Below are 25,379 nucleotides of genomic sequence, written 5' to 3' on the forward strand. Positions count from 1 at the left end.
AAAACCGTCAGCCGCGCTGGCGGATTCGGTTATTGCCCGCCCTGCATGGCCCACGCACACTCTTGCGGCAGCCGCTGCGAGCGGCACCGACTACAACAGGCACCTGCCGGCGCTCCAGGGCCCCGGCATCCAGCCCGATCTACAGGAGACACCATGCGCGACTACGCCCAAGCCTTCGACGGATTTTCCTATGACGATGCCGTAGCCCGGCAGCTGCACGGCAGCCTGGACGCGCTCAACGCCTGCGTCGAATGCTGCGACCGGCATGCGCAGCCAGGCCGCATCGCGCTGTTCTGGGAAGGGCGCGACGGCAATTCGCGCAGCTGGAGCTTTGCCGAGCTGCAGGCGCTGTCGGCGCAGTTCGCCGGCTTCCTGCAGGCGCAGGGCGTGCAGCCCGGCGACCGCGTTGCGGGCCTGTTGCCGCGCAACGCGGCACTGCTGGTGACGATCCTCGGCACGTGGCGCGCCGGCGCGGTATACCAGCCGCTGTTTACGGCCTTCGGGCCCAAGGCGATCGAGCACCGGCTCAACAGCTCGGGCGCAAAGGTGGTGGTCACCGACACCGTCAACCGTCCCAAGCTCGACGAGGTGGCGGATTGTCCCGCCATCGTCACCGTGGACGGCCCGGACGACAAGGAGGGCGCAGGCCTCGGGCGCGGCGACTTCAGCTTCTGGGCCGAGCTGGAACGCCAGCCAGCCTCGTTCGATCCGGTGATGCGCCGCGGCGACGATCCCTTCCTGATGATGTTCACCTCGGGCACCACCGGCCCGGCCAAGCCGCTGCTGGTGCCGCTCAAGGCCATTGCCGCGTTTGCCGGCTATATGCGCGATGCGGTCGACCTGCGCCCGGAAGACGCATTCTGGAACCTGGCCGACCCGGGCTGGGCCTACGGCTTGTATTACGCCGTCACCGGCCCGCTGGCGCTGGGCCATGCCACCACGTTCTACGACGGCCCGTTCACCGTGGAAAGCACCTGCCGGGTGATCCGCAAGTACGGCATCACCAACCTGGCCGGCTCGCCCACCGCGTACCGGCTGCTGATCGCCGCCGGCGAGGCCGTGTCCGGCCCGCTGCGCGGGCAGTTGCGCGCGGTCAGCAGCGCCGGCGAGCCGCTCAACCCGGAAGTGATCCGCTGGTTCGCCAGCGAACTGGACGTGACCATCCACGACCACTACGGCCAGACCGAACTCGGCATGGTGCTGTGCAACCACCACGCGCTGGCGCACCCGGTGCGCATGGGCGCGGCCGGCTTTGCCAGTCCGGGCCACCGCGTGGCGGTGCTCGACGACGAACAGCGCGAACTGCCGGCGGGCCAGCCGGGCACGCTGGCACTGGACCTGGAGCGCTCGCCGATGTGCTGGTTCGGCGGCTACCACGGCACGCCGACCAGTTCCTTTGCCGGCCACTACTACCTGACCGGCGATTCGGCCGAACTGAACGACGACGGCAGCATCAGCTTTATCGGTCGCGCCGACGACGTCATCACCACCTCCGGCTACCGCGTGGGCCCGTTCGACGTGGAAAGCGCGCTGATCGAGCACCCCGCCGTGGTCGAGGCCGCGGTGATCGGCAAGCCCGATCCGGAGCGCACCGAGCTGATCAAGGCCTTTGTCGTGCTCGATCCGCAGCACCGCGCCGCGCCCGAGCTGGCCGAGGCGCTGCGCCAGCACGTGCGCAAGCGCCTGGCAGCCCACGCCTACCCGCGCGAGATCGAGTTCGTGGCCGAGCTGCCCAAGACCCCCAGCGGCAAGGTCCAGCGTTTCATCTTGCGCAACCAGGAAGTCGCCCGCGCGCGCGAAGCCGCCGCGATCTGACGCCCGCCGGCTGGCTCCGGACCGCTTCCTATAATGAGGGAGCGGTTGCCAGGGCCCCCGGTGGTGATGGAGGCCGCGGCGCCGCACCAGGCGCGCCCGCAGGCAGGGGCGCGTGTCTTCCATCTCCAGACCATTCGGGCGAGGCGATCAAAATGCAGAGTAGCGAAGCGGTGCTGACACAGGCGCGCGCAGCCTTGGCGCATGTGCCTTATCAGGGTCATATCCTCCATCCCACGATCAACCTGCGCCTGTCAGACGGCGCGCTGATCCTGGAAGGCGAGGTCGCCGATATCGTCGACAAGACCCGCGCGGCGGCGACGCTGCGGCGCGTGGACGGCGTAACCAGTGTGATCGACCACCTGCGCGTGGCCGACGGCGGCGTCCAGGCGGGCGACGGCGAACTGCGCGATGCGGTATGCGAGCGCCTGCTCAATGCCATCGACTTCCGCAATTGCAAGATTTGCGCACGCGTCAAGGGCAAGCCCGAGTCCCTGCGCGAAGCCGTGGGCGAACGCAGCGGCTGGATCGAGGTAGAGGCGCACGACGGCGCGGTGACGTTGTGGGGGCAGGTGATCAGCCTCTCGCATATGCGCCTAGCCGGCGTGCTGGCATGGTGGTCGCGCGGCTGCCGCTGCGTGGTCAACGAACTGGTGGTGGCGCCTGCCGAAACCGACCGCGACGATGAAATCACCGAGGCGCTGATGCTGGTGCTGGAGACCGATCCCTTCGTCGATGCCGCCCAGGTCAGCGTGCATACCGATAATCGCGTGGTCACGCTGGAAGGCTGCGTCAGCAACGAGAACACGCGCCGGCAGGTCGAGCGCGACGCGTGGTACGTGCATGGCGTGGAGGACGTGGTCAACCACATCTCGCTGCGAGCCTGAGAAGGTCCGGAACGTTGACGGAACGCCGCCGGCGCGGTCACCCGCGGGTGCCGCGCCGTATCGCGGTGTCTTCCATGCGCCAGTAGCGCCGCCGCGCCCGCAGCGCGAAGCGGGCGCGATAGTCCGACATCGACATCCCCGTGGTGCGCTGGAACAGCCGCCGGAAGGCGGCTGCGTCGCTGTAGCCGCAGGCCTCGGCAATCGCCTGCGTGCCGTGCAGCGTGACTTCCAGCAGCATGCGCGCGCGCTCCACGCGCAGCGTGTGCAGATAGTCCAGCGGCGTGATGCCCGTGACCTGGCGGAAATGCCGCAGCAGCGTGCGTTCGCTGACCGCGGCGGCCTGCGCGACCGCGGCCAGCCGGTAGGGTTCGCCGACATGGTCCTGCAGCCACTGGATCGCGCGGTAGACCGGGCTGTCGGCGGTGCGGCTGAGCCAGCGCTGTGACACCAGCGCCGGCACGCTGCGCTGGCGCTCGGACTGGAACAGCATCAGCTGCGATGCCGCCTGCGCCAGGTCGGGATCGTGCAGGTGCTCCAGCACGCGCAGCATGAACTCAACCTGCAGTGCCGGCGCCACGCACGAGAACACGCGCTGGTGCACGTTCATCGCCTGGTCGCCGCCGAGGTCGCAGCGCGGATATTCGCGCGTCATCCAGCTCTGGTACATCCAGGGTGCGCCGATGCGCGCGCCGTCCAGCAGCCCGAGCTGCAGCGGGAACATCACCCCTGACGAACACGCCGCGATCCAGCCGCCGGCCTCCGCGTGCCGCTCCACCAGGCGCAGCGCCGCGGCGTCGCGCCGCACGATCTCGCCGAGCTGCGGGGCGTTGCTGGCGAGCAGGGCAGGGATGACGAGCAGCGAGTGGCCGTCCGGTGCGCGTGCGCGGCGGGTCGAGGAAGCCAGGCCGGGCAGGTCGGTGGCGAGCGCGCGCCCGTTGCCGCCGCACAGCTGCCAGCTCAGCGTCGGCGCGGCATCGGGCCGCTGCAGGCTGGCCACGCCGGCCACGGTGCGCAGCACGTCCAGCGTGGTGAAGAGCGTGCCCGGCATGGCGTCGGGCAGCCATAGCAGGCGGACATGCAGCGGCGTACTGCCGGAGGGCGATGGGTTCTGTACTCGCATGCGGGGGCGTCGGGCAGGGTAGTGGCGGTCGGGCGCGCCAGGCGGGTCTGGAGCGTGGCACAGCGTGCACGGCGTCGTGGCCGCTGGCGGAATCGGCATCCGGATTGGCGATATTGATCCTCCCCTAAGTTTCTGGCAAGGGCTAGCATCCTCCACTCGTGCGGTGGCACAGGCGCTGCGCCGCTGCACGGCCCCAACAAGACCAGATCGAGGAGATTCCATGCCGTTGTCCGTCCGCCACGTTGCCGTTGCCGCTGCCCTGACGCTTGCCGGAGCCGGCACCCTTGCCGCCGCCGCCCAGCCCGATGCCGAGTTGCTGGCCGCCGCGCGCGCCGCCCAGCCCGCGCTGGTGCAGTCGCTCAAGGAGATGGTGTCGATCGAATCCGGCAGCGCCAACGCGCAAGGCCTGGCAAAGATGGCCAGCTATACGGAGAAGCGGCTGCAGGCGCTCGGCGCCAAGGTGGAGCGCGTGCCGGTGACGAAGGGCCCGGGCACCATGGTCAAGGCCACCTTTGTTGGCAACGGCAAGCGCCGCATCATGCTGATCGCCCACATGGACACCGTGTACCCAGCCAACACGCTGGCCACGCAGCCGATCCGCGAGGAAGGCAACCGGCTCTACGGGCCCGGCATCGCCGACGACAAGGGCGGCATCGCCGTCATCCTGCACTCGCTCGAGATCCTCAAGAACAAGGGCTGGCGCGATTACGCGCAGATCACGGTGCTGTTCAACCCGGACGAGGAAGTCGGCTCGGTCGGCTCCGGCGAGGCCATCGCCGCGCTGGCCGCGCAGCATGACGTGGTGCTGTCATGCGAGCCCACCGCGGCCAAGGACGTGGTCAAGGCGGAATCACTGCTGCTGGGCGCCTCCGGCACCGCCACCGCCACCATGCAGGTCAAGGGCCGCGCCTCGCACGCCGGCGCCGCGCCGGACCGCGGCCGCAATGCGCTGATGGAACTCGCTTACCAACTGCAGCAGACCCGCGACACCGCCAGCCTGGTGCCGGGTTCGCAGCTGAACTGGACCCAGGCGCAGGCCGGCACGGTGCGCAACCAGATCCCCGAAAGCGCCGTGGCCTATGGCGACGTGCGCACCACCGCCAGCGGCGCGGCGGAGAAGCTCAAGGTCGCGCTGCAGGACAAGGTCAAGACCGGCCAGCTGGTGCCGGAGACGCAGACCACGGTGACGATGGAAGAGGGCCGACCGCCGTTCGTGGCCGATGCGCGCGGCCGGGCGCTGGCCAAGCGCGCGCAGGAAATCTACGCCGAGCTGGACGGCCGCACGCTGGCGCTGGCCGAAGGCACCGGCGGCGCCACCGATGCCAGCTATGCCGCGCGCTCGGGCAAGCCGGCGGTGGTGGAGAGCTTCGGGCTGGCCGGCTTCGGCTACCACGCGCGCGACGAGTACATCGAGCTCGATTCGATCGTGCCGCGCCTGTACCTGATGACGCGCATCCTGGAAGACATCGGGCGCAACTGATGGCGGGCGGCGCAGCGCCCGATAGCGCACTCGCTGCGGGGCACGGGCGCCCGCCCGCTTCGGGCTGTCCCCGACTGACCCGACTCCCTGTAGCCTGCTACAGTGTCAACGCCGCCCGCCGTGGCGGCCATGACAAGACACAGAGGGGAGACTGCAGATGAACCGCAAAGGCCTGGTCGACGCCGCCATGGCGTTGGAAGACCTCGCAGCCGGCAACATGCCCGCTGCCGCGCAGGTGGCGGCGGGGGCCGCCGCGCTGGAAAAGATCCACGCCGACTACCCGGCCTGGCGCGACGTTGGCGATGCGCTGTTCGGCCTGAAGGCGATTGCCAGCGGCTGCGGCATGGAACTGGACGCCAAAGGCCGCCAGCGCGCCGAGCGGCTGGCCGACATCGTGCGCAGCCTGATCGACCAGATCTGAACGCCCGCTTACAGCATCGACTCGATCGGCAGGATCTGCAGGAACCAGATGCCGAGCCGGCGCAACCAGCTCGTGTTGGGTTCGGTGTCGTAACGGATTACTTCGTCGCCGCGCCGTTCCAGCCAGTACAGCTTGCCGGTTTCGTCCAGCTTGACCTGGTAGGCCGCTTGCGGGATCACGCTGGCGAAGGAGGATTCGATCCTTTGCGCCAGCACAGGGCTGTCGATGACGAAGCCCAGTTCGGTATTCAGGTTGGCCGAGCGCGGATCAAAGTTGAACGAACCCACGAACACGCGGCTGGCATCGACCGCAAAGGTCTTGGCGTGCAGGCTCGAGCCCGAGCTGCCGAACGGGCCGGCACGCTCTTCCTTCTTGCCCGGCGCCGCCGAGCGCCGCAGCTCGTACAGGTCCACGCCCGCCTCGAGCAGCGCCTTGCGGCGCTTCGCATAGCCGGAATGCACGGCGGCCACGTCGGTGGCCTCGAGCGCGTTGGTCAGCACGCGCACCGCCACGCCGCGCTCGGCGAGCTGCGTGAAGTACGTGGTGCCGCCGGTGGCCGGGACGAAGTAGGGCGAGACCAGGTCCAGTTCGCGCTGGGGCTCGCCCAGGATCTCGCGCAACTGGTGTGCCACCAGCGTGTCGCGCGGCGCCTCGCCCAGCGCCTTGGCGGGATCGTCGCTGACGATGCGGGTGCTGGCCCACTCGAACGTCAGCGTGCCGTCGAGGATGCGCTGCACGTCGGGCAGCTCGCGCACCGCCGTGATGTAGGCCCCGGCGGCCGGGTCTTCTTCGACGGCGCGGGCCTTGCCTTGCAGTTCCGCCAGCCGCTCGATGCTGACCGGCAGCACCAGCCGGTCCACGGGGTAGGCCGAGCCGCTGGACCAGTAGCGGTCGAAATCGCGCGCCACCTCGGCCGCCGCCGGCCCGATGGCGATCACGTCCAGGTCGGCGAACAGCACGCCCTCGGTGGCGCCGAAGTACTCGTCGCCTACGTTGCGCCCGCCGATGATGGTGGCGACGCCATCCGCGGTGAACGACTTGTTGTGCATGCGCCGGTTCAGGCGGCGGAAGTCTGTCAGGAAGTTGAGCAGCTTGGGGTGCCGCACCACGAACGGGTTGAAGATGCGCACCTCGACCTGCGGATGCGCATCCAGCGCAGCCAGCAGTTCGTCCATATCGGCGATGCCGTTGTCGTCCAGCAGCAGGCGCACGCGCACGCCGCGGTCGGCGGCTTCATGCAGCGCTTCGAGCAGCAGCGTGCCGGTCAGGTCGTTGCGCCAGATGTAGTACTGCACGTCGAGCGTGCGCTTCGCCGTGCGCGCCAGTTGCACGCGCGCGGCGAAGGCGGCGTAGGCGTTGTTCAGCGGATGGATGCCGCTGAGCCCGGGATGCCGCTCCAGTTCTGGCGCGATCGCCTTGCCCAGCGCCGTGGCACGGGCTTCGGCGGCTGTAATGGCGGTGGATTCGGTGCGATGGTCCAGCGGCGGCAGTGCGCAGCCGCCAAGCAGGGTGGCGCAGCACAGCAGCAGCGAATTGGCGCGCAGGCGGCGATGGAGCGGGAACGCGGCGTCTGTCGGCGATGGCATTGGCTGTCGGCGGGTCTGGTTTGCTCCCCTCTCCCGCGTGCGGGAGAGGGGGAACACCGGCGAGTTTGCCAAACTTCGCGCCAAACTTCGCCAGCCGTTCGGAGCGCGGTCAGGAAGCCGCCACCACCCCACAAGCAATGCGCCCGCCAGCATTACCCGTCGGTTGCGTCTTGTAATCGTCCGGATCCTTGTGCACCACCACCGCGCGGCCGATCACGCTGTTGGCGCCGGTGCCCACCGTCAGCGACGGCAGCAGCATGCTGACGCGCACGTTGCCACTGGCGTCGGCGGTCACGTTGTTCATGTCGCCGGCGTGATGGTCGGGCATGGTCATCTGGCCATGCTGCTTGCCGGTCGGGTTGAAATGCCCGCCTGCGCTCATCGCGTCAGGCGCGGAGCAGTCGCCTTTTTCATGGACGTGAAAGCCATGGGCCGTGTTGGGCGGCAGGCCCGTGATCGCGGCGGTCATCAGTACGCCGCCGGGCTGCTGCTGGAAGGACACGGTGCCGGCGGTATTGCTGCCGCTCTTGGGCTGCAGCGTCGCACTCGCCCGGCTCGGACCGGATGTCGTGGACGCACTGGCTGCCGCCGGGGCTGCGGCAGCCGCGCCGGATGAGGCCGAGGAGCTCTTGCCGGAACCGGCGCAGCCGGCCAGTGCCACGGTCGCGGCGATGCAGGCAGCCAGGGGGGTAAGCAATTGTTTCATCGGAATCCTCTTCTGGTCGTGATTTCGGATGAAACAGTATAGGTCGGCCGGCGCCATGGCGGCTTTCCGGTTTTGTCCTACCTGGCGTTACCTGTCACCTTGCCTTACCGAATACGACCAGGGCTGCGCTGGTCAGGCCGCCACCGCCAGCCGCTGCTGTGCCGCACCAAAATGCGGATGGCGCGAGAACAGGTCGGCCGCCCAGTTCACGAACACCCGCACCTTGGCCGACAGGTGCCGGTTCTGCGGGTACATCGCCGAGATCGGCAGGTCATCGGTCTGCCAGTCGGCCAGGATCTCCACCAGCCGGCCGCTGTTCACGTACGGCTCGGCCATCGCGCGCGAGATGCGGGCGATGCCGTGGCCTTCCAGCGTGCAGCCCACGTAGACCTCGGGATCGTTGGTCGAGATCGTCGACGGCAGCAGCACCTCGCTGCGCTCCATGCCGCGCGCCATCGGCCACGGCATTTCGCGCCCGTTGCGGTTGGACAGGTAGTTCACCGCCTTGTGCTGCGCCAGCTCGGCGAGGTCGCGCGGCGTGCCGAAGCGGTTCAGGTAGATAGGCGAGGCGTAGAAGGCCAGCTGCACGTGGCCGATGCGGCGAGCCACCATCGATTCATCCAGCGGTACCCCCACGCGCAAGACCACGTCGACGCCCTCCTGCAGCAGGTCGATGGGCTTGCCGTTGATGGTCAGGTTCAGCTTCAGGTCGGGGTAGGCCTGGAAAAAGTCTTGCAAGGCGGGCACGATCACCAGATTCGCCAGCGGCGCGGTGGTGTCGACCGAGAGCGTGCCGCGCGGCGAGTTGTTATGCCGCGTCAGCGACTGCTCGGCTTCCTCGACATCGGCCAGGATGCGCACGCACCGTTCGTAGTAGGCCGCGCCGTCGTTGGTCACGCTGATGCGGCGCGTGGTCCGGTGCAGCAGCTTGACCCCCAGATGGGTTTCCAGGTTCTGGATCAGGCGGGTCAGCGTGGCCTTGGGCAGGTCCAGCGATTCGGCGGCACGGGCAAAGCTGCCGACGTCCACGACCCGGGTGAATGCCTGCATTGATACGAGACGGTCCATGATGAGGTTCCGACGATAGATCCGAACGGCGATGCCGCCCGCGCTCGTGGCGCGCGCGGCCGTTGCTGATTGTTGTTATGGGGAGTCTGCCGGCTGGCTGGCACTGGACGCGCGCGCTGGCTGGGCGCGTTGCTCCGGCATGGGTTTGTCAGGGCGTCCGGTGCCACAGCGGGTCATTCCCGCCTCCGACCGGGCGCGCACCGGCCCTGGTGGACCGCCGCGCGTGCCGAGAGCCGGAGTGAATCACAATTCCCAAGACCTTGTCATGCGTGGGGATTTGGGCTGTCGCAGGCGATCGGGGCGGTCATGACAGCACTGTTGCCGATTATTCCAATCGCGGAACAGTGCATTGGCGATCTCTTGCTTTATCCCATCCTCGTCAATCACCATAATCCGTTGCATCGCAACACTCAAGCGCATCGTTTCCCCCGTGCGCCGGACGCCATGCCACAGAAGCCAGGCCATCGCCCCCATGCCGCCGCCAACGCAGCCGGCCAGGCGCAGCCACGCGTGGCCGAGCATACGGTGACCAGCGACGGGCGCGAGATCTCGGTGTGCGTGTGCTACCCGGCGGGCTATCCCGCGCCGGGCGCCGACGCGGCGGCCTTGCTGCCCTGGCTGGTGTACCTGCATGCCGGCGGCTTTGTCGATGGCGGCCTGGAGCGGGCGCGCAAGCTGGTGCAGGACCTTGCCACCGCGGTACCGGCGGTGGTGGTGACGCCAGCTTACTCGCTGGCGCCGGACCATCCGTTCCCGGCGGCGCCGGAGGACGCGCACAGCACGGTGCAATGGGTGTTGCGCAACGCCCGCCGCCTGAAGGTGGACAAGACCCGCTTTGCGCTGGTGGGCGAAGAGGCAGGCGGCAACCTGGCGATCGCGCTGGCGCAGATACTGCGCGACCGCGGCACCGCGCAGCCGCGCGGGCAGTGGCTGATCCGCCCGGTAACGGACCCGTGCCTGCAGCACGCCTCGGGCGCTGGTTTCGACGGCGGGCAGGTGCCGATGGAAACGCTGCGGCGCCTGGCCTGCAACTATCGCGACTACCTGCCCACGCCGGCGGACACGGTGCATCCGTATGCCGCGCCGGCGCTGGCGTCACGGCTGGCGGGGCTACCGCCCACGCTGGTCCAGGTAGCGGAATATGACGCGCTGCGTGCCGAAGGCGAAGCCTTCGCCGGGCGCCTGGGCAAGGCCGGCGTGCCGGCCCAAGCCATGATCATGCCCGGCGCCTGCGGCGACGGCGTGGAAGAGGCCCATGACAGTTGTCAGGCATGGGTCGACGAAGGTGCGCGGTTCCTGCGGCGATGTCTGGCCGCGGCCGACGATACCTCATCCCTGACTGAACGCCGGCCTGCCTGAACCCAGCCGGCCTGGAGCCGAGCCCCCCGGCTGAGCCGCTCCAGACTACCGCCAGCCGGCTCTGCTTCGGCCAGAGCCAGGACCGCCCGCAGCGTTGTAGCGCGGCAGCGGCCCTAAGTCCGACCATCAGATTGGCCATGGTTCCGATCCGCCCCCGCGGACCGGCAGGCGGCGTTCGGCCATTTGCTTTTCCGGTTGAAGAAAACCCGAACCAGGAGTTTGAGAAATGCAGCAGCAGAAGAAACGTACCCTGATCGCTCTCGCCATCGTCGTGGTGCTGGGCGCCGGCGTGGCCGCCGCGGCCCTGCGCGGTGCGTGGCATGGCGGCGAAGCCCATGCCAACACCCCGCCGCCCGCGCCGGCCATTGAAGTGGCCGCAGTGGTCGGCCAGACCATCACCGAGTGGGACGAATTCTCCGGCCGCCTGGAGGCGGTTGAGAGAGTGGAGATACGCCCGCGCGTCGGCGGCACCATCGACGCCGTGCACTTCCGCGAAGGCGCGCTGGTAAAGAAGGGCGATCCGCTCTTCACCATCGACCCGCGTCCTTATGCCGCGGAAGTGGCCCGCGCCGAAGCCGCGCTGGCCGCCGCGCAGGTGCGCGCTGCCCATGCGCAGAGCGAACAGACGCGCGCCCAGCGGCTGCTGGATGACAACGCGATCTCGCGCCGCGAGTTCGACGAGCGCATCAACGCCGCCCGCGAAACTGGCGCCAACGTCCGCGGCGCGCAGGCACAGCTGGAAACCGCGCGCCTGAACCTCGCCTACACCCGCATCACCGCGCCGGTGGCCGGGCGCGTGTCGCGTGCGGAGATCACCGTCGGCAACCTGGTGGCACCGGGCGCGGCTTCGCCGGCGCTGACCACGGTGGTGTCGGTGTCGCCGGTCTATGCCAGCTTCGAGATCGACGAGCAGAGCTACCTGCGCTACACCGCGCCTGGCGCGGGCGGCGGCCAGGCCAACCTGCCGGTCTACCTGGGCCTGGCCAACGAAGACGGCCATCCGCACCAGGGCAAGATCCAGTCGGTTGACAACCGGCTCGACCCGCGCAGCGGCACCATCCGCGTGCGCGCGGTGTTCGAGAACGACGACGGGCGCCTGCTGCCGGGCCTGTACGCCAAGGTCAAGATGGGCGGCGGCGCGCCGCACCCGGCGGTGCTGGTCAATGACCGCGCGGTTGGCACCGACCAGGGCAAGAAGTTCGTGCTGGTGCTGGACAAGACCAACAAGCTGGTCTACCGCGAAGTCGAGCTCGGACCCAACTACGAAGGCCTGCGCGTGATCCGCAAGGGCGTGAAGGCGGGCGAGACCATCGTCGTCAACGGCCTGCAGCGCGTGCGGCCGGGCGATACGGTGCAGCCGAAGACGGTGGCGATGGCTTACCGCAGCGAACTGGAACCGCGCGGCGTTGTGCCGGACCGCAAGCAGGCAGCGAGCGAGAAGGGCGAGGCTGAGGCAAAGCCGGTGAGTTGAGTCATGCGAGCCGATGGTTTGCTTCCCTCTCCCGCTTGCGGGAGAGGGGACCGGCCTGATGAACATTTAATGCCGTCGCCCCTGGCAATCGCCTGAACGCGCAGACCGAGCGTCCGTAGTTCTTATCGTTCCCAAGCTGTTGATGGTGCCCGCCACGGCGGGCCGCCAGGGGAGCGCTTTAGCAGAGACCAAGATGAATCTCTCAAAATTCTTTATCGACCGCCCCATCTTCGCGGGGGTGCTGTCGGTGCTGATCTTCCTGATTGGCGCCATATCGATGTTCAAGTTGCCGATCTCGGAGTACCCGGAAGTGGTACCGCCCTCGGTGGTGGTGCGCGCGCAGTATCCGGGCGCCAACCCGAAGGTGATTGCCGAGACGGTGGCGTCGCCGCTGGAAGAGCAGATCAACGGCGTCGAGGACATGCTCTACATGTCGTCGCAGTCCAACAGCGACGGCCTGCTCACGCTGACCGTGACCTTCAAGTTGGGCACCGACCCGGACAAGGCCCAGCAGCTGGTGCAGAACCGCGTGTCGCAGGCCGAGCCGCGCCTGCCGGAAGACGTGCGCCGGCTGGGCATCACCACGGTCAAGAGCTCGCCGGACCTGACCATGGTGGTCCACCTGGTCTCGCCCAACGACCGCTATGACATGACGTACCTGCGCAACTACGCGGTGATCAACGTCAAGGACCGCCTCGCGCGGATCCAGGGCGTGGGCCAGGTGCAGCTGTTCGGCTCGGGCGACTACGCCATGCGCGTGTGGCTCAACCCGGAGAAGATGGCCGAGCGCCAGCTCGCCACCAGCGACGTGGTCAAGGCCATCCGCGAGCAGAACGTGCAGGTGGCGGCCGGCGTGATCGGGCAGTCGCCGTCGCTGCCGGGTGCCGACCTGCAGCTGTCGGTCAATGCGCAGGGGCGCCTGAGCACGGTGGAGGAGTTCGCCGATATCGTCGTGCGCACCTCGGCCGACGGCGGCGTGACCTACCTGAAGGACATCGCCCGCATCGAGCTGGGCGCGTCCGAATACGCGCTGCGCTCGCTGCTGGACAACAAGCCGGCCGTGGCCATCCCGATCTTCCAGGCACCGGGCTCCAACGCCATCCAGATCTCGGATGACGTGCGCAAGACCATGGAAGAACTGAAGCAGAACTTCCCGGACGGCATCGACTACAGCATTGTCTATGACCCGACGCAGTTCGTGCGCCACTCGATCGAGGCGGTGACGCATACGCTGTTCGAGGCCATCGCGCTGGTGGTGCTGGTGGTGATCCTGTTCCTGCAGACCTGGCGTGCGTCGATCATCCCGCTGCTGGCGGTGCCGGTGTCGATCGTCGGTACCTTTGGCCTGATGCATGCGTTCGGCTTCTCGATCAACGCGCTGTCGCTGTTCGGGCTGGTGCTGGCGATCGGGATCGTGGTCGATGACGCGATCGTGGTGGTGGAGAACGTCGAGCGCAATATCGAGGAGGGGCTGACGCCGAAGGAGGCTACCTACAAGGCCATGCGCGAAGTCAGCGGCCCCATTATCGCCATCGCGCTGACGCTGATCGCCGTGTTCGTGCCGCTGGCCTTCATGAGCGGCCTGACCGGCCAGTTCTACAAGCAGTTCGCGCTGACGATCTCGATCTCGACCATTATCTCGGCGTTCAACTCGCTGACGCTGTCGCCAGCGCTGTCGGCCCTGCTGCTGAAGAGCCACGACGCGCCCAAGGACTGGTTGTCGCGCGGCATGGATCGCGTGTTCGGCGGCTTCTTCAAGCGCTTCAACAACTTCTTCGGCCGCAGCGCGGAAAGCTATGGCCGTGGCGTGAAGGGCGTGATCCGCCGCAAGGGCTCGGTGTTCGGCGTGTATGCGGTGATGCTGGCGCTGACCTGGGGCGTGTTCCAGCTGGTGCCCAAGGGCTTCGTGCCGGCGCAGGACAAGCAGTACCTGGTGAGCTTTGCCAAGCTGCCCGACGGCGCCACGCTGGACCGTACCGAGGACGTGATCCGCAAGATGAGCGACATCGCGCTCAAGCATCCGGGCGTGGAATCGGCGGTGGCCTTCCCGGGCCTGTCGATCAACGGCTTCACCAACAGCCCGAGCGCCGGCATCGTGTTCGCCACGCTCAAGCCGTTTGACGAGCGCAAGAGCGCGGAGCTGTCGGGTGCGGCCATCGCGGCGGACCTGAACCAGAAGTATGCGGCGATCCAGGACGCGTTTATCGCGGTGTTTCCGCCGCCGCCCGTGCAGGGCCTGGGCACCATCGGCGGCTTCAAGCTGATGATCGAGGACCGTGCCGCGCTGGGCTATGACGCGCTGTTCGAGGCCACCAACGCGTTCGCCAACAAGGCGCGCGCCACGCCCGAGCTGGCCGGCATCTTCAGCAACTACCAGGTCAACGTGCCGCAGCTCGATGTCAAGCTGGACCGTGTCAAGGCCAAGCAGCTGGGTGTGCCCGTGACCGATGTGTTCGACACGCTGCAGACCTATCTTGGCTCGGCCTACGTCAACGACTTCAACAAGTTCGGCCGGACCTACCAGGTCAAGGTGCAGGCAGACGCGCCGTTCCGCGCCCATGCCGAGGACATCCTGCAGCTGAAGACGCGCAACGCCGCCGGCGACATGGTGCCGCTGTCGTCGCTGGTGCAGGTGAAGCAGGGCTTCGGCCCGGACAGCGTGGTGCGCTACAACGGCTTTACCGCCGCCGACATGAACGGCGGCCCCGCGCCCGGCTTCTCGTCGGGCCAGGCCCAGGCCGCTGCGGAGCGCATTGCCGCCGAGACCCTGCCCAAGGGCATCAAGTTCGAATGGACCGAGCTGACCTACCAGGACATCCTGGCCGGCAATGCAGGCGTGTGGATCTTCCCGCTGTGCGTGCTGCTGGTGTTCCTGGTGCTGGCCGCCCAGTATGAAAGCCTGACGCTGCCGCTGGCGGTGATCCTGATCGTGCCGTTGAGCCTGCTGGCCGCGATGACCGGGGTGTGGTTGACGCGTGGGGACAACAACATCTTCACGCAGATCGGTTTCATCGTGCTGGTCGGATTGTCAGCGAAGAACGCGATCCTGATCGTGGAGTTCGCACGCGAGCTTGAGCATCACGGCCGCACCGTGGTGCAGGCCGCGATCGAAGCCAGCCGCCTGCGCCTGCGCCCGATCCTGATGACTTCGTTCGCGTTCATCATGGGCGTGGTGCCGCTGGTGGTATCGAGCGGCGCCGGTTCGGAGATGCGCCATGCGATGGGCGTGGCGGTGTTCGCGGGCATGCTCGGCGTGACGTTCTTCGGGCTGTTCCTGACGCCGGTGTTCTATGTGGCGCTGCGGTTGTTTGCCACGCGCGGCCAGCGCCGCGCCGCAACGCAAGAGCAAGGCACGCGCCTGACCGCATCGGCTGAATAATGGTGATCAACATGAATGCCCCTGCATTTTCGACCGCATTTTCGACATATCAATGGCTGCCCAGACTGGCCACGCTGGCCGCGGCGCTAGTGTTGGCCGGCTGCTCGCTGGCCCCGACCTACAAGGTGCCGGAAACGGCCACCGTGCCGGCCTTCAAGGAAGCCGAGGCCGCGCAGACCGAAGGCGCGCAATGGAAGACCGCGACGCCGGCCGAAGGCCAGCATCGCGGCGAGTGGTGGAAGATCTTCGGTGACCCCGAGCTGGACCGCCTGATCGTCGCCGCCGATTCCTCCAACCAGGACCTGGCGATCGCCGCGGCCCGGCTGAAGCAGGCGCGAGCCTTCACGGGCGCCACCGAGGCGGACCTCTACCCGCAGCTGAGCGTGGGGCTGGACCCGACCCGCTCGCAGCCGTCGGCTGCGTCGCAAGGCCTGCCCGATGGCACACGGGTGTCGCCGCAGACGGTGCTCAAGGCGCGCGCCTTTGCCAGCTATGAGCTCGACCTGTTCGGCCGCGTCGCCTCCAGCGTCAACGCCGCGCGTGCCGAAGGGGAGGCCGCCGAGGACCTGTACCGCTCGGTGCAGCTCGCGCTGCAGGCCGACGTGGCGCAGGCGTATTTCGCGCTGCGCACGCTCGACAGTGAGCGCGACTTGCTCAATGCGACGATCAAGCTGCGCGAGGACGCATTGTCGCTGCTGAAGAAGCGCTACGACGCCGGCGAAACCACTGACCTGGACCCGGCGCGTGCCGAGGCCGAACTGGGCACCGCGCGCGCGGACCTGGCCGGCATCGAGCGCCGCCGCGCCAACCAGGAGCATGCGCTGGCTGTGCTGACCGGCGTGCCGCCCGCGGCGTTCTCGCTGCCGGCGCGGCCGTTCGACGCCGCGCCTATCGCGGTGCCGGCGGGGCTGCCGTCCGAACTGCTGGAGCGCCGGCCCGACATCGCAGCGGCAGAGCGCCAGATGGCCGCCGCCAATGCCCGCATCGGCGTGGCCAAGGCGGCGTTCTTCCCGCGCATCACGCTGACCGGGCTGTTCGGCTTCGAGTCGGCGGACCTGTCGAACCTGTTCAAGTGGTCGTCGCGCACGTGGATGCTGGGGCCGCTGATCGGCTCCACCATCGCACAGACCGTGTTCGATGGCGGCCGCAACCGCGCCAACCTGGCCGGCACGCGGGCCGCGCATGAGGAAAGCGTGGCGGCGTACCGGCAGACCGTGCTGGTGGCCTTCCGCGAAGTGGAAGACAGCCTGGCTGATGTGCGCTGGCTGAGCCAGCAGGCGGGCGCGCTGGACAGCGCACTGGGCGGCGCACGGCGCGCCGCGCGCATCTCGCGCAGCCGCTATGACGCCGGCGCGGTCGACTACCTGACCGTGATCGATGCCGACCGCACCGTGCTGCAATCGCAGCGCGAGGCCAACCAGGTGGCCGGTTTGCGCGCTGCCGCAACGGTCTCGCTGGTGCGCCGGCTGGGCGGCGGCTGGGGCCCGTTGCCGGAGACGGTCGCGGCCAGCCAGCCGGCGAGTGGCGCCGCGGCACCGAGCCGGTGACGCCGCACGCCGGCACGCCCTAGCGGCGGCGGGGCTGGCGCGATGCATCCGAATCACTACACTGGATGCATTGCGCCATGCGCCCGGGGCGCGCGTTTGCGCCCTGGGTTGCGCCCTGGGGTGCGCCCCTTCCCGCTCACATGCATCGACACAAGAAACGGCTCTTGCTCTGGGTACTGATTGTCGCGGTGGTCATCGTGGCGGCGCTGTTCGTGCCGCTGCCCTGGGCTGACCGCACCCGCATCCACAATGAAGTGGTGATTGCCCGGCCCCCGGCCGAGGTATTTGCCTACGTCTCCACCCCACAGAACTGGCCGAAGTGGCATCCGTCGTCGCTGGGCGTGTCCGGCGCGACCGACCATTCACTGGCGCCCGGCGAACGCGTCACCGAGACCTTCGTGGTCGCCGGGCGCAGCGGCGTGGTGGTCTGGACCGTCACCAAAAGCCAGCCGCCGCGCACCTGGTCGATCGATGGCGAGGTCGAGGGCCGCAAGGCCGGCACCGTGACCTACACGCTCACGCCCGCCATGACGCCGTCGCTGACGCCCTCGGCGGAAAGCACGCGTTTCGAACGCGAATTCACCTACCGGTCGCCTACGCTGCTCTTTGCGCTGCTCAACCGCGTGCTGCTGCGCGCGCGCATCCAGGCCGAATCGACCGAGGCCGTCAACCGGCTCAAGGCCAGGCTGGAGGCGCCGCGGTCGCCATAATGCCATGGTGCGCCCTGCATCGCCGCGGGGCGCCGGCTGCCCCTGGGGCGCTGCGCCTTGCACGGGGCACCGATCCGGCCTAAGTTGGAACCACCACCCCCAAGGGTGTCCGCCGAGGCCATCATGTCGTTCCTATTGCAATCCAGCGCATTTGCCGCGGGCGGCGAGATTCCCGCGCAGCACACCTGTGAAGGCGCCGACATCTCCCCGCCGCTTGCCTGGTCCGGCCTGCCGCCCGGCACCGCCAGCCTGGCGCTGATCGTCGACGATCCCGATGCGCCGGACCCCGCCGCGCCCAAGATGACCTGGGTCCACTGGGTGCTCTACAACCTGCCGCCCCATGCGGAAGCGCTGCCTGCCGACATTGCCAAGGCCGGCTTGCCCGCCGGCACGCGCGAAGGGTTGAACGACTGGCACCGCACCGGTTACGGCGGGCCATGCCCGCCGATCGGGCGGCACCGCTATTTCTTCAAGCTGTATGCGCTGGATGCGGAACTGCCCGATCTCGGCACGCCCGACAAGGCTGCGGTGGAGCGCGCGATGCAGCGCCATGTGCTGGCCAGCGCCGAGCTGATCGGGACTTACCAGAAGCTGCAGCGCTAGTCCGCGTTGCCGGAGGTATCACCATGTCGTCCCGAACGCTTCACCTCGATGCCACGGGGGTGTCCTGGCAGTGGGCAACGGCAGGGGCCCTGGCCCTGATGCTGTGCGCCAGCCCGCTGCGCGCCCAGCCACATGAATCCGGCCCGATCACCATCGGTGGCTCGGCGCAGGTGCAAGGCCCGGTGCGGGTGCATGGCACGCTGACCGTTGCAGGCCGCGTCTTTGCCAGCGGCCCGCTGACCGCGGCCTACTTCACCGGGCCGGTCAGTGCGCGGGCGTTGCCGTATCGTGGCGGCTACCTCAAGGTCTTCAAGGGGCCGCTGACGGTCCATGGCGACATGGTCGTCAATGGCGACCTGACCGTCGCTGGCCCGCTCACCGTCGACGGCCCCATCGCCGCCAGCGGCGGCATCGATGCGGACGGGCCGATGCGCGAGCGCGACTACTGACGCTGAAGCCTGCGCGTCGCTGCGCGGCCCATAATGCGGCCAGCGCGGCGTTCCCCTGTAGCACAATACCGGCTTTGCAATTCCTGCAAACCGGATTGGGGAACCGCATGGCAAAACAGGGCGCACTGGGCCTGAAGGGCATTGCATTGATCGAAGCCGCCAAGGGCTTGCTGGTGATCGTGGCCGGCCTGGGCCTGGCCGCGCTGATTCACCGCGACGCCCAGGCGCTGGCCGAGGCCATCATCCAGCGCCTGCACGTCAACCCCGCCAGCCGCTATCCCACCATCTTCCTGTCGCTGCTGGAGCATCCCGATAACGCGCGCCTGTGGGCCATCGGCGGCTCGGCGGCGGTCTATGCGCTGATGCGCTTTGCCGAAGCCTACGGGCTGTGGCGCGGGCTGGCGTGGGGAAACTGGCTGGGGGTGTGGTCGGGCGGCATCTATATCCCGCTGGAGCTGTACGAGGCCTTTGTCCATCCGAGCTGGCTGCATGGCGGTGTGGCGGCGGCCAACCTGCTGGTGGTGCTGTACCTGGCGCGCGGGCTGCTGGCGCGTCGTGGGGCGGCGGGCTAGCGGTCAGGCGACGCGCCCAGCGCCAGGTCGACCAGCAACGGGTCGTGGTCGGACGAGCGCCAGGCATCCGGCGCGTAGTAGGCCGGCACCGTGGGTGCACCCGCCGGGGGCGCATAGGAGAAGGTCACGGGCTCGTCGGCGTTGATCGGAAAGCGCGTCAAACCTCGCCCTTCAGGGCCCTTCAGGGCGAGGAAGGATAGCGCGGACGCTGCAGGCGTTCTTCGTGGACGTTAGTGTGGCGTTTTCTGTTGCTCGATGTACTGGCGCACTATCTCTATGGGTGCGCCGCCGCAGCTTCCGGCGAAATAGGACGGTGACCATAGCGCACCGCCCCACAGCTTCTTGCGGATACTGGGATACCGTTTTTTCCGGATCATGCGACTGGACACGCCCTTGAGGCTGTTCACCAGCGACGATACGGAGACTTTGGGAGGATAGTTCACCAGCAGGTGTACATGGTCGTCCTCGCCATCGAACTCGACCAGCTCGGATTCGAAGTTTTGACACACGCTGGCGAAGATGTCGCGCATGTCGTCCAAGATTTCCTTTGTGAACACGTCGCGCCGATATTTGGTCACGAAGACCAAATGCACATGCAATAGAAAAACGCAATGGCGACCGTGTCGGATGTCTCTGTTCGTGCTCATAGGCCAACTGTACAATGGACCGATGCAGCGCCTCCAAGCCTTCAAGTTCGAACTGATGCCATCCGGTGAACAGCAGTGCGACATGCGCCGCTTCAGTGGATCGTGCCGGTTCGTCTACAACAAGGCGTTGGCATTGCAGAAGGAAAACTACGAGGCGGGCGGCAAGTTCAGCGGATAAGACAGCAACCCATACCTACAAGCGAAAGCCCTTCAATTTACCCCGGCATCCGGGCGGTGTTCATATAAGGATGTCAAATGCCATTCCTGTACGGCGACGACATGCGGTATGGCGGCGGCATCGGCAAGGCAACTCCGGCGTCAGCGACTTGCGGCGATATTTGGTCACGAAGACGATATGCAGCTTGAGGTTTTCGACGGCATGCGCGTTCGACTGATTGCCCAGTTCCATACTTGCGCTCGGCAGTTCCGCTGGTAAAGTGTCCTGATGCAAACCGGATATCGATTCCGCTGTTATCCCACGCCAGCGCAGCAGGCCATCCTGGGCATGGCGGCTTCGGCAGGTAGTGGCAGAGCGAGCGATGCTAACCCCCGCATGTAACGGAATGCTTAAGATGTGGCATCGCGGTCGTGCTAAGGTAGTAGCAACCCGCCGGCGTGCCGGCATCCACCCCCAACCGTCATATCCACGTATCCAGCCATGATCAAGGAAATCGCACAACTCACCATCAAGCCCGGCATGGACAAGCAATTCGAGCAGGGCGTGAGCCAGGCCACGCCGCTGTTCCTGCGCTCGCGCGGCTGCCACGGCGTGCAGCTGTTCCGCTCGATCGAACAGCCGGAACAATACACGCTGGTGGTCGAGTGGGAGACGGTGGACGACCATATGGTCCACTTCCGCGAATCGCCCGAGTTCCAGCAGTGGCGCGCCCTGGTGGGCGAAACCTTCGCCGCGCCGCCCAACGTGCACCACGTCGCCAAGGTCCAGTAAGCGCGCGCCATGAACACGCGGCCGGAGCGCCCCCGCCATTTTTCGATGCTGCGCGAGCTGCAGCTCGCCGATGTCTTTACGCTGGGCAACGCGGCGTGCGGCATGGGGTCGGTGTTCTTCGCCATGTTCTATGTCGCCGACCAGCGGCTGGCGCATTTCTTCACGGCCGCGGCGCTGGCGCCGCTGGCCTTTATCTTCGACGTGCTGGACGGCCGCATCGCGCGCTGGCGCCATGCGCATTCCGCGCTGGGGCGTGAGCTGGACTCGCTTGCCGACGTGATCTCCTTCGGCGTCGGGCCCGCCACGCTGGCCTTTGCCGCCGGCATGCGCGGCGGCTGGGACCTGGCCGTGCTGATCTACTTTGTCTGCTGCGGCGTAAGCCGGCTGGCGCGCTTCAACGTCACCGCCGAGTCGCTGGCCGCGGGCAGCGACAGCGGCAAGGTGGCGTACTTCGAAGGCACGCCGATCCCGACCAGCGTGCTGCTGACCGCCGTGCTGGCCTGGTGCGCGTGGGTGGGGCGCCTCGGCGGCGACCTGCCGGGCGGCGCCTGGCAGCTGGGGCCTGCGGTGCTGCATCCGCTGGTGCTGCTGTTCGCGCTGTCGGGCACGCTGATGGTCAGCAAGACGCTGCGCATCCCGAAGTTCTGAGTTAAGCGCTAGCGCCCGTGCACCACTATCACGCGCGGGCCGGCTCCGTCGCGGCAGCCGCCCTGGAGCGGCTGACCATAAGCGCCAGCAGCGCCGCCACCATGCAGGCCGCACCCGCGGCATACAGCGCCGGCGTGTAGGTCAGCAGCAGCGTGCGGCTCATGCCCGCACCAAACGCCGCCACGGCCGCGCCGATCTGGTGGGCCGCGAAGATCCAGCCGAACACCATCGGCGCGCGTTCGCGTCCGAAGGCCGTTGCCGCAAGCTTGACCGTGGGCGGCACGGTGGCGATCCAGTCCAGCCCGTAGAACATCGCAAACACCGACAGGCCATACAGCGTGAAGGTCGAATGCGGCAGCCAGAACAGCGACAGGCCGCGCAGCCCGTAGTACCAGAACAGCAGCTTTCGGCTGTCGTAGCGGTCGGACAGCCAGCCCGACAGGATGGTGCCGATGAAGTCGAACGCGCCCATCATCGCCAGCGCGGAGGCGGCGGGCACCGGGCCCATGCCGAAGTCGCCGCACAGCGCGATGAAGTGGGTCTGGATCAGCCCGTTTGTGCTCAGGCCGCAGATAAAGAAGGTGCCGGCCAGGATCCAGAAAGTCTGGGTGCGGGCGGCGTCGCGCAGCACTGTGAAGGGCCCGCGCAGGGTGAAGGGCGTGACGGGCGCGGGGGTGGACGGCACGGGTGCAGCGGCCGGGACTTCGCCAAACGCAGCCAGGCCGACGTCGGCCGGCCGGTTGCGCATCAGGCCGAGCACCAGCAGCGCCAGCGCCGCGCAGGCAACCAGCACCGGGATCACGGCCACGCGCCAGCCCATATGCTCGATCAGCCAGGCCGCCACCGGCAGGAACGCCAGCTGCCCCGTGGCCGCACTGGCCGTCAGGATGCCGATCACCAGCCCGCGCCGCGCGCTGAACCAGCGGTTGGCCACCACGGCGGCCAGCACCAGCGCGGTCATCCCGGAGCCGACGCCAAGCATCAGGCCCCAGGCGATGAAGAGCTGCCACAGTTCGGTCGATACCGTCGCCAGCGCCATGCCGCCGGCGATCAGCGCGAGCGCGGCGCAGACCACGTTGCGTACGCCGAAACGCTCCATCAGGATGGCCGAGAACGGTGCCATCAGCCCGAAGAGCGCGAAGCGGAAGGCCAGGATCGACGAGATCTGGTCCGTGTTCCAGCCCATCTCCCTGGTCAGCGGCGTGAGGAAGGCACCGGGCAGGCCGAGCGCGGCCGAGGTGGTGAGCATCACCAGGAAGGTGAGGGCGGCGACCAGCCACGCGTAGTGGATGCCGCGCCGGTCGAGCCGGCTGGAGAGGGCTTGCGCAAACATTGGAGTCTCGGGATCGGTGGTTGCGGGTTGGGGCGTTAGAAAAAGTCAAAACGGGCCCCTCCCGCTGCTGTTGATGGCAGCGGGTGGTTAAGTCTGCTTGGGAAAAAACGCTGCTGTGGCGCTAGGCGGTACTGCCCAACAGGCGCGTTCGTACCACCTTCAGCATTTCATCGGAGACGGGATCGCCATCCGTGGCGCGAGCCAGCGTGAGGGCGCCGATCAGCACCGCCATGCGCACCAGCGCTTCTTCGTGGCGCACTTGCGGGTCATCCGATTCCACGGTCTTTGCCATGCTCCCCGCCATCTCCTTGAAGCCTTCCAGGTAGGCCTGGCGCACGGGCTTGTCGCCCGGTTCGCGCGCGACATCCACGGCCAGTGCCGCGGCGGCGCAACCGACGCCGGGGTGGGTGCGATGTGCGGCACTCAAATAGGGCTCAATCAGGCTGGCGAGCATGGCCTTGCGGTCGTCGCCGGCGCTGTCGATGCGGCGTGCCCAGCGCGTGTTCGATTCTTCGAAGGCACGCCGGCATGCCTGTGCCGCCAGCTCATCCTTGGACGAGAAATGGCCATAGAAGCCGCCATGCGTAAGTCCCGCGCCTGCCATCAGTTCGGCCACGCTGACGCCGTTCAGACCGCGTTCGCGGAACAGCCGCGACGATGCCTGTTCGATCGCTTCGCGGTTCCTTTCGACTTGCTCGCGTGATGCGCGTGCCATGTGAGGTCCTCCTCGAATTCCTGCCTTGACGCCAGTTTAGATGATGGCCATACTTTATTCAATAGATGTCAGGCGTCATCTATTCAAAGTGTTGTGTTCGTCATGCCAATGCCGGCAGGCGGTTTTGGCTTCCCATTCAGGAGTGATCAGTCATGCAGAATCTTTTTGACCTTGGCGGCCGTGTCGCCGTTATCACCGGCTCCACCCGCGGCATGGGCCTGGAAATGGCCCGCGCCCTCGGCGCGGCCGGCGCCGCCGTGGTGGTGTCCGGGCGCGACGGCGACGCCGCGAGAGCCGTGGCCGGCCAGCTGGAAGCGGAGGGCATTCGCGCCACCGGCATCGCCTGCGATATCGCCGACGTGGACAGCGTGCGCGCGTTCGCGGAGCAGGCGCTTGCCGCCTACGGGCGTGTCGATGCGCTGGTGCTGAATGCCGCCGCCAGCGGCGCGCCCGGATCGTTGCTGAGCCAGGGGCCGGAGGTGTTCGATGCCGCGATGGCGGGCAACGTGCGCGGCAACCTCGTGCTGGTGAACGCGCTGGCGCCGCAGATGGTTGCGCGCGGCGATGGCTCGATCACGTTCATGTCCAGCATCGCGGCCAGGCGCGGGTCGGCTTACCTCGGCATGTACAGCATCACCAAGGCCGCCACCGACCAGGCCGTGCGCAGCTTGGCGCTGGAGCTGGGGCCGTCGGGCATCAATGTGAACGCGATCAACCCGGGACCGGTGCGTACCGAGTTCTCGCGCGAAGCGCTGTGGGGCGACCCTGAGCGCGAGGCGCGGCTGGCTGCCAGCATTCCGATGCGCCGGATCGGCGAAGCCAGGGATGTGGCGGGGCTGGCGGTGCTGCTGTCGTCGCCTGCCGGCCGTTTTATCAACGGGCAGAGCATTGGCGTGGACGGCGGGTTGTCGGTGCAGTAACAGCGAGCCCCGGCGACCGGGGCTGTCTGACTGGCTCAGGCCGCCACTTCGCCGGCGCGCGACGCGCGCCGGATCATCTGCGGCGGCTGCCCATAGGCGCGCAGGAACGCGCGCCGCATGCGCTCCCGGTCGCCAAAGCCGGTTTCGCGGGCGATCACATCGACCGGGTGCCGGCCCGATTCCAGCATCAGCCGCGCCGCTTCCAGCCGCAGGTGCTCGACTGCCTTGGCCGGCGACTGCCCGGTCTCCGCACGGAAAGCGCGGCTGAACTGCCGCGCGCTGAGATTGGCCGCGCCTGCCAGTTGCTCGACCGACAACTCGGTCTGCAGGTGCCGCTTGGCATAGTCCAGCGCGGTCTGGATGCGGTCGGAGCGCGGCTGCATTTCCAGCAGGGCCGAGAACTGCGATTGGCCGCCTGCGCGGCGGTGATACACCACCAGTTTGCGCGCCACCTGGCGTGCGCAGTCGGGGCCGAGGTCTTTCTCGACCAGTGCAAGCGCCAGGTCGATGCACGCCGTCATCCCGGCCGACGTCCACACCGGCCCGTCGACGATAAAGATGCGGTCCTCTTCCAGCTTGACGTTCGGGTACTCCTGCCGGAAGCGCGCGGCGAAAAACCAGTGCGTAGTGGCGCGCCTGCCATCGAGCAGTCCCGCTTGCGCGAGGTTGAACGCGCCTGTACAGGTCGAAGCCATGCGCCTGGATGTGCGCGCCGCGCGCCGCAGGAACGCGATCACGGCGTCCGGCGTTTCGATCATCTCGTTGTCGCCCACGACCAGCACCGTGTCGAAACGGCGCCGCCCGAATGGCTCGGTGGCCACGGAGAACCCCGCCGAACTGGTCACGGGCCCGCCGTGCTCGGACAACAGCACCACCTCATAGGTCTTGCTGCCCGCCGTGATATTGGCGAACTCGAACACGGTCGTCACCGCCAGGTTCATCACCTGGAAGCCGGGATAAAGGACGATTCCGACGCAAAGCATGCTGTTCTCCAGTG

General features: G+C 67.9%; 26 protein-coding genes and 1 pseudogene. 17 read left to right on the forward strand and 10 right to left on the reverse strand.

Translation table 11 applies throughout. The features are described 5' to 3' along the window. Nucleotides 1-153: 153 nt before the first annotated feature. Nucleotides 154-1,815, forward strand: a complete 1,662-nt coding sequence (locus AC10V3_RS26550; RefSeq protein ID WP_490924239.1) for an AMP-binding protein — start codon at nt 154-156, stop codon at nt 1,813-1,815. A gap of 152 nt (nt 1,816-1,967) precedes the next feature. After that, a complete protein-coding gene (locus AC10V3_RS26555) occupies nt 1,968-2,699 on the forward strand; it encodes a BON domain-containing protein (RefSeq protein ID WP_022538342.1) in 732 nt (243 codons plus the stop codon). A 37-nt stretch (nt 2,700-2,736) separates the two neighbouring features. On the opposite strand, the gene AC10V3_RS26560 is transcribed toward AC10V3_RS26555, so the two are convergent. Then, nucleotides 2,737-3,819, reverse strand: a complete 1,083-nt coding sequence (locus tag AC10V3_RS26560; protein WP_490924240.1) for a GlxA family transcriptional regulator — start codon at nt 3,817-3,819, stop codon at nt 2,737-2,739. 220 nt (nt 3,820-4,039) lie between these two features. On the opposite strand from AC10V3_RS26560, the gene AC10V3_RS26565 reads away from it, so the two are divergent. Continuing rightward, nucleotides 4,040-5,299 (forward strand): M20/M25/M40 family metallo-hydrolase, encoded by a 1,260-nt coding sequence (locus AC10V3_RS26565; protein WP_490924241.1) that lies wholly within the window; start codon nt 4,040-4,042, stop codon nt 5,297-5,299. Between the two features lie 157 nt (nt 5,300-5,456). Beyond that, nucleotides 5,457-5,720: a hypothetical protein gene (locus AC10V3_RS26570; protein ID WP_022538345.1), complete on the forward strand. Its 264-nt coding sequence runs from the start codon at nt 5,457-5,459 to the stop codon at nt 5,718-5,720. Between the two features lie 8 nt (nt 5,721-5,728). Here AC10V3_RS26570 and AC10V3_RS26575 read toward each other — a convergent pair whose 3' ends face one another. From AC10V3_RS26575 to AC10V3_RS26585, 3 genes are all read right to left on the reverse strand, one after another. Then, a complete protein-coding gene (locus AC10V3_RS26575) occupies nt 5,729-7,306 on the reverse strand; it encodes a phospholipase D family protein (RefSeq protein ID WP_490924242.1) in 1,578 nt (525 codons plus the stop codon). Between the two features lie 109 nt (nt 7,307-7,415). Continuing rightward, the gene (locus tag AC10V3_RS26580; RefSeq protein ID WP_454753547.1) at nt 7,416-8,012 is read right to left on the reverse strand and encodes a superoxide dismutase family protein; all 597 of its coding nucleotides are present in this window, start codon (nt 8,010-8,012) and stop codon (nt 7,416-7,418) included. Between the two features lie 132 nt (nt 8,013-8,144). Then, nucleotides 8,145-9,080, reverse strand: coding sequence for a LysR family transcriptional regulator (locus AC10V3_RS26585; RefSeq protein ID WP_022538348.1), 936 nt, complete (start codon nt 9,078-9,080; stop codon nt 8,145-8,147). Between the two features lie 444 nt (nt 9,081-9,524). On the opposite strand from AC10V3_RS26585, the gene AC10V3_RS26590 reads away from it, so the two are divergent. The 8 genes from AC10V3_RS26590 (at nt 9,525) to AC10V3_RS26625 (ending at nt 19,170) form a co-directional block, all read left to right on the forward strand. Next, nucleotides 9,525-10,439, forward strand: a complete 915-nt coding sequence (locus AC10V3_RS26590) for an alpha/beta hydrolase (protein WP_022538349.1) — start codon at nt 9,525-9,527, stop codon at nt 10,437-10,439. Nucleotides 10,440-10,665: 226 nt separating this feature from the next. Further along, on the forward strand, nt 10,666-11,910 hold the full coding sequence (locus AC10V3_RS26595) for an efflux RND transporter periplasmic adaptor subunit (RefSeq protein WP_022538350.1): 1,245 nt from the start codon (nt 10,666-10,668) through the stop codon (nt 11,908-11,910). A 193-nt stretch (nt 11,911-12,103) separates the two neighbouring features. Then, a complete protein-coding gene (locus tag AC10V3_RS26600) occupies nt 12,104-15,289 on the forward strand; it encodes an efflux RND transporter permease subunit (protein ID WP_041681750.1) in 3,186 nt (1,061 codons plus the stop codon). Nucleotides 15,290-15,300: 11 nt separating this feature from the next. After that, entirely contained in the window at nt 15,301-16,836 is a 1,536-nt protein-coding gene (locus AC10V3_RS26605; protein ID WP_041682033.1) for an efflux transporter outer membrane subunit, read from the forward strand. Between the two features lie 164 nt (nt 16,837-17,000). Then, complete coding sequence (locus AC10V3_RS26610; protein WP_022538353.1) at nt 17,001-17,546, forward strand: SRPBCC family protein; 546 nt, start codon at nt 17,001-17,003, stop codon at nt 17,544-17,546. Nucleotides 17,547-17,669: 123 nt separating this feature from the next. Next, a complete protein-coding gene (locus tag AC10V3_RS26615; RefSeq protein WP_041682035.1) occupies nt 17,670-18,149 on the forward strand; it encodes a YbhB/YbcL family Raf kinase inhibitor-like protein in 480 nt (159 codons plus the stop codon). Nucleotides 18,150-18,172: 23 nt separating this feature from the next. After that, the gene (locus AC10V3_RS26620) at nt 18,173-18,598 is read left to right on the forward strand and encodes a hypothetical protein (protein WP_022538355.1); all 426 of its coding nucleotides are present in this window, start codon (nt 18,173-18,175) and stop codon (nt 18,596-18,598) included. 107 nt (nt 18,599-18,705) lie between these two features. Further along, a complete protein-coding gene (locus AC10V3_RS26625; RefSeq protein WP_022538356.1) occupies nt 18,706-19,170 on the forward strand; it encodes a DUF2127 domain-containing protein in 465 nt (154 codons plus the stop codon). On the opposite strand, the gene AC10V3_RS26630 is transcribed toward AC10V3_RS26625, so the two are convergent. Both AC10V3_RS26630 and tnpA read right to left on the reverse strand, forming a co-directional pair. Then, complete coding sequence (locus tag AC10V3_RS26630) at nt 19,167-19,331, reverse strand: hypothetical protein (RefSeq protein WP_022538357.1); 165 nt, start codon at nt 19,329-19,331, stop codon at nt 19,167-19,169. The genes AC10V3_RS26625 and AC10V3_RS26630 overlap by 4 nt on opposite strands. Before the next feature lie 69 nt (nt 19,332-19,400). Then, a complete protein-coding gene (gene tnpA / locus AC10V3_RS26635) occupies nt 19,401-19,817 on the reverse strand; it encodes an IS200/IS605 family transposase (RefSeq protein ID WP_490924243.1) in 417 nt (138 codons plus the stop codon). Nucleotides 19,818-19,839: 22 nt separating this feature from the next. Here tnpA and AC10V3_RS26640 point away from each other — a divergent pair. Then, a pseudogene (locus tag AC10V3_RS26640) lies at nt 19,840-19,992 on the forward strand (helix-turn-helix domain-containing protein); the annotation flags it as partial. Nucleotides 19,993-20,055: 63 nt separating this feature from the next. On the opposite strand, the gene AC10V3_RS26645 reads toward AC10V3_RS26640, so the two are convergent. Further along, nucleotides 20,056-20,226 (reverse strand): hypothetical protein, encoded by a 171-nt coding sequence (locus AC10V3_RS26645; RefSeq protein WP_349605102.1) that lies wholly within the window; start codon nt 20,224-20,226, stop codon nt 20,056-20,058. A 36-nt stretch (nt 20,227-20,262) separates the two neighbouring features. Here AC10V3_RS26645 and AC10V3_RS26650 point away from each other — a divergent pair, with 36 nt between their 5' ends. From AC10V3_RS26650 to AC10V3_RS26660, 3 genes are all read left to right on the forward strand, one after another. Next, nucleotides 20,263-20,376, forward strand: a complete 114-nt coding sequence (locus tag AC10V3_RS26650; protein WP_367576158.1) for a helix-turn-helix domain-containing protein — start codon at nt 20,263-20,265, stop codon at nt 20,374-20,376. A 99-nt stretch (nt 20,377-20,475) separates the two neighbouring features. Further along, nucleotides 20,476-20,766 (forward strand): antibiotic biosynthesis monooxygenase family protein, encoded by a 291-nt coding sequence (locus AC10V3_RS26655; protein WP_022538360.1) that lies wholly within the window; start codon nt 20,476-20,478, stop codon nt 20,764-20,766. A 9-nt stretch (nt 20,767-20,775) separates the two neighbouring features. Next, entirely contained in the window at nt 20,776-21,414 is a 639-nt protein-coding gene (locus AC10V3_RS26660; protein ID WP_022538361.1) for a CDP-alcohol phosphatidyltransferase family protein, read from the forward strand. 28 nt (nt 21,415-21,442) lie between these two features. Here AC10V3_RS26660 and AC10V3_RS26665 read toward each other — a convergent pair whose 3' ends face one another. Next, nucleotides 21,443-22,747 (reverse strand): MFS transporter, encoded by a 1,305-nt coding sequence (locus AC10V3_RS26665; protein WP_490924244.1) that lies wholly within the window; start codon nt 22,745-22,747, stop codon nt 21,443-21,445. Between the two features lie 121 nt (nt 22,748-22,868). Then, the gene (locus AC10V3_RS26670; RefSeq protein WP_022538363.1) at nt 22,869-23,462 is read right to left on the reverse strand and encodes a TetR/AcrR family transcriptional regulator; all 594 of its coding nucleotides are present in this window, start codon (nt 23,460-23,462) and stop codon (nt 22,869-22,871) included. Nucleotides 23,463-23,614: 152 nt separating this feature from the next. Here AC10V3_RS26670 and AC10V3_RS26675 point away from each other — a divergent pair, with 152 nt between their 5' ends. Further along, nucleotides 23,615-24,382, forward strand: coding sequence for an SDR family NAD(P)-dependent oxidoreductase (locus tag AC10V3_RS26675; RefSeq protein ID WP_490924245.1), 768 nt, complete (start codon nt 23,615-23,617; stop codon nt 24,380-24,382). Nucleotides 24,383-24,417: 35 nt separating this feature from the next. Here AC10V3_RS26675 and AC10V3_RS26680 read toward each other — a convergent pair whose 3' ends face one another. Then, nucleotides 24,418-25,365 (reverse strand): GlxA family transcriptional regulator, encoded by a 948-nt coding sequence (locus AC10V3_RS26680; protein WP_022538365.1) that lies wholly within the window; start codon nt 25,363-25,365, stop codon nt 24,418-24,420. Nucleotides 25,366-25,379: the final 14 nt, after the last annotated feature.

Source organism: Cupriavidus sp. PB-02 (assembly GCF_058252315.1).

Excerpts from the sequence above, each read along its gene's own strand:
- AC10V3_RS26570 (WP_022538345.1), top strand. The coding sequence starts at position 5,457 with ATGAACCGCAAAGGCCTGGTCGACGCCGCCATGGCGTTGGAAGACCTC.
- AC10V3_RS26595 (WP_022538350.1), top strand. The coding sequence starts at position 10,666 with ATGCAGCAGCAGAAGAAACGTACCCTGATCGCTCTCGCCATCGTCGTG.
- AC10V3_RS26585 (WP_022538348.1), bottom strand. The coding sequence starts at position 9,080 with ATGGACCGTCTCGTATCAATGCAGGCATTCACCCGGGTCGTGGACGTC.
- AC10V3_RS26660 (WP_022538361.1), top strand. The coding sequence starts at position 20,776 with ATGAACACGCGGCCGGAGCGCCCCCGCCATTTTTCGATGCTGCGCGAG.
- AC10V3_RS26625 (WP_022538356.1), top strand. The coding sequence starts at position 18,706 with ATGGCAAAACAGGGCGCACTGGGCCTGAAGGGCATTGCATTGATCGAA.
- AC10V3_RS26590 (WP_022538349.1), top strand. The coding sequence starts at position 9,525 with ATGCCACAGAAGCCAGGCCATCGCCCCCATGCCGCCGCCAACGCAGCC.
- AC10V3_RS26655 (WP_022538360.1), top strand. The coding sequence starts at position 20,476 with ATGATCAAGGAAATCGCACAACTCACCATCAAGCCCGGCATGGACAAG.
- AC10V3_RS26645 (WP_349605102.1), bottom strand. The coding sequence starts at position 20,226 with ATGGAACTGGGCAATCAGTCGAACGCGCATGCCGTCGAAAACCTCAAG.
- AC10V3_RS26555 (WP_022538342.1), top strand. The coding sequence starts at position 1,968 with ATGCAGAGTAGCGAAGCGGTGCTGACACAGGCGCGCGCAGCCTTGGCG.
- AC10V3_RS26650 (WP_367576158.1), top strand. The coding sequence starts at position 20,263 with ATGCAAACCGGATATCGATTCCGCTGTTATCCCACGCCAGCGCAGCAG.
- AC10V3_RS26680 (WP_022538365.1), bottom strand. The coding sequence starts at position 25,365 with ATGCTTTGCGTCGGAATCGTCCTTTATCCCGGCTTCCAGGTGATGAAC.
- AC10V3_RS26615 (WP_041682035.1), top strand. The coding sequence starts at position 17,670 with ATGTCGTTCCTATTGCAATCCAGCGCATTTGCCGCGGGCGGCGAGATT.
- AC10V3_RS26575 (WP_490924242.1), bottom strand. The coding sequence starts at position 7,306 with ATGCCATCGCCGACAGACGCCGCGTTCCCGCTCCATCGCCGCCTGCGC.
- AC10V3_RS26605 (WP_041682033.1), top strand. The coding sequence starts at position 15,301 with ATGAATGCCCCTGCATTTTCGACCGCATTTTCGACATATCAATGGCTG.
- AC10V3_RS26620 (WP_022538355.1), top strand. The coding sequence starts at position 18,173 with ATGTCGTCCCGAACGCTTCACCTCGATGCCACGGGGGTGTCCTGGCAG.
- AC10V3_RS26600 (WP_041681750.1), top strand. The coding sequence starts at position 12,104 with ATGAATCTCTCAAAATTCTTTATCGACCGCCCCATCTTCGCGGGGGTG.
- tnpA (WP_490924243.1), bottom strand. The coding sequence starts at position 19,817 with ATGAGCACGAACAGAGACATCCGACACGGTCGCCATTGCGTTTTTCTA.
- AC10V3_RS26580 (WP_454753547.1), bottom strand. The coding sequence starts at position 8,012 with ATGAAACAATTGCTTACCCCCCTGGCTGCCTGCATCGCCGCGACCGTG.
- AC10V3_RS26665 (WP_490924244.1), bottom strand. The coding sequence starts at position 22,747 with ATGTTTGCGCAAGCCCTCTCCAGCCGGCTCGACCGGCGCGGCATCCAC.
- AC10V3_RS26560 (WP_490924240.1), bottom strand. The coding sequence starts at position 3,819 with ATGCGAGTACAGAACCCATCGCCCTCCGGCAGTACGCCGCTGCATGTC.
- AC10V3_RS26550 (WP_490924239.1), top strand. The coding sequence starts at position 154 with ATGCGCGACTACGCCCAAGCCTTCGACGGATTTTCCTATGACGATGCC.
- AC10V3_RS26565 (WP_490924241.1), top strand. The coding sequence starts at position 4,040 with ATGCCGTTGTCCGTCCGCCACGTTGCCGTTGCCGCTGCCCTGACGCTT.
- AC10V3_RS26670 (WP_022538363.1), bottom strand. The coding sequence starts at position 23,462 with ATGGCACGCGCATCACGCGAGCAAGTCGAAAGGAACCGCGAAGCGATC.
- AC10V3_RS26675 (WP_490924245.1), top strand. The coding sequence starts at position 23,615 with ATGCAGAATCTTTTTGACCTTGGCGGCCGTGTCGCCGTTATCACCGGC.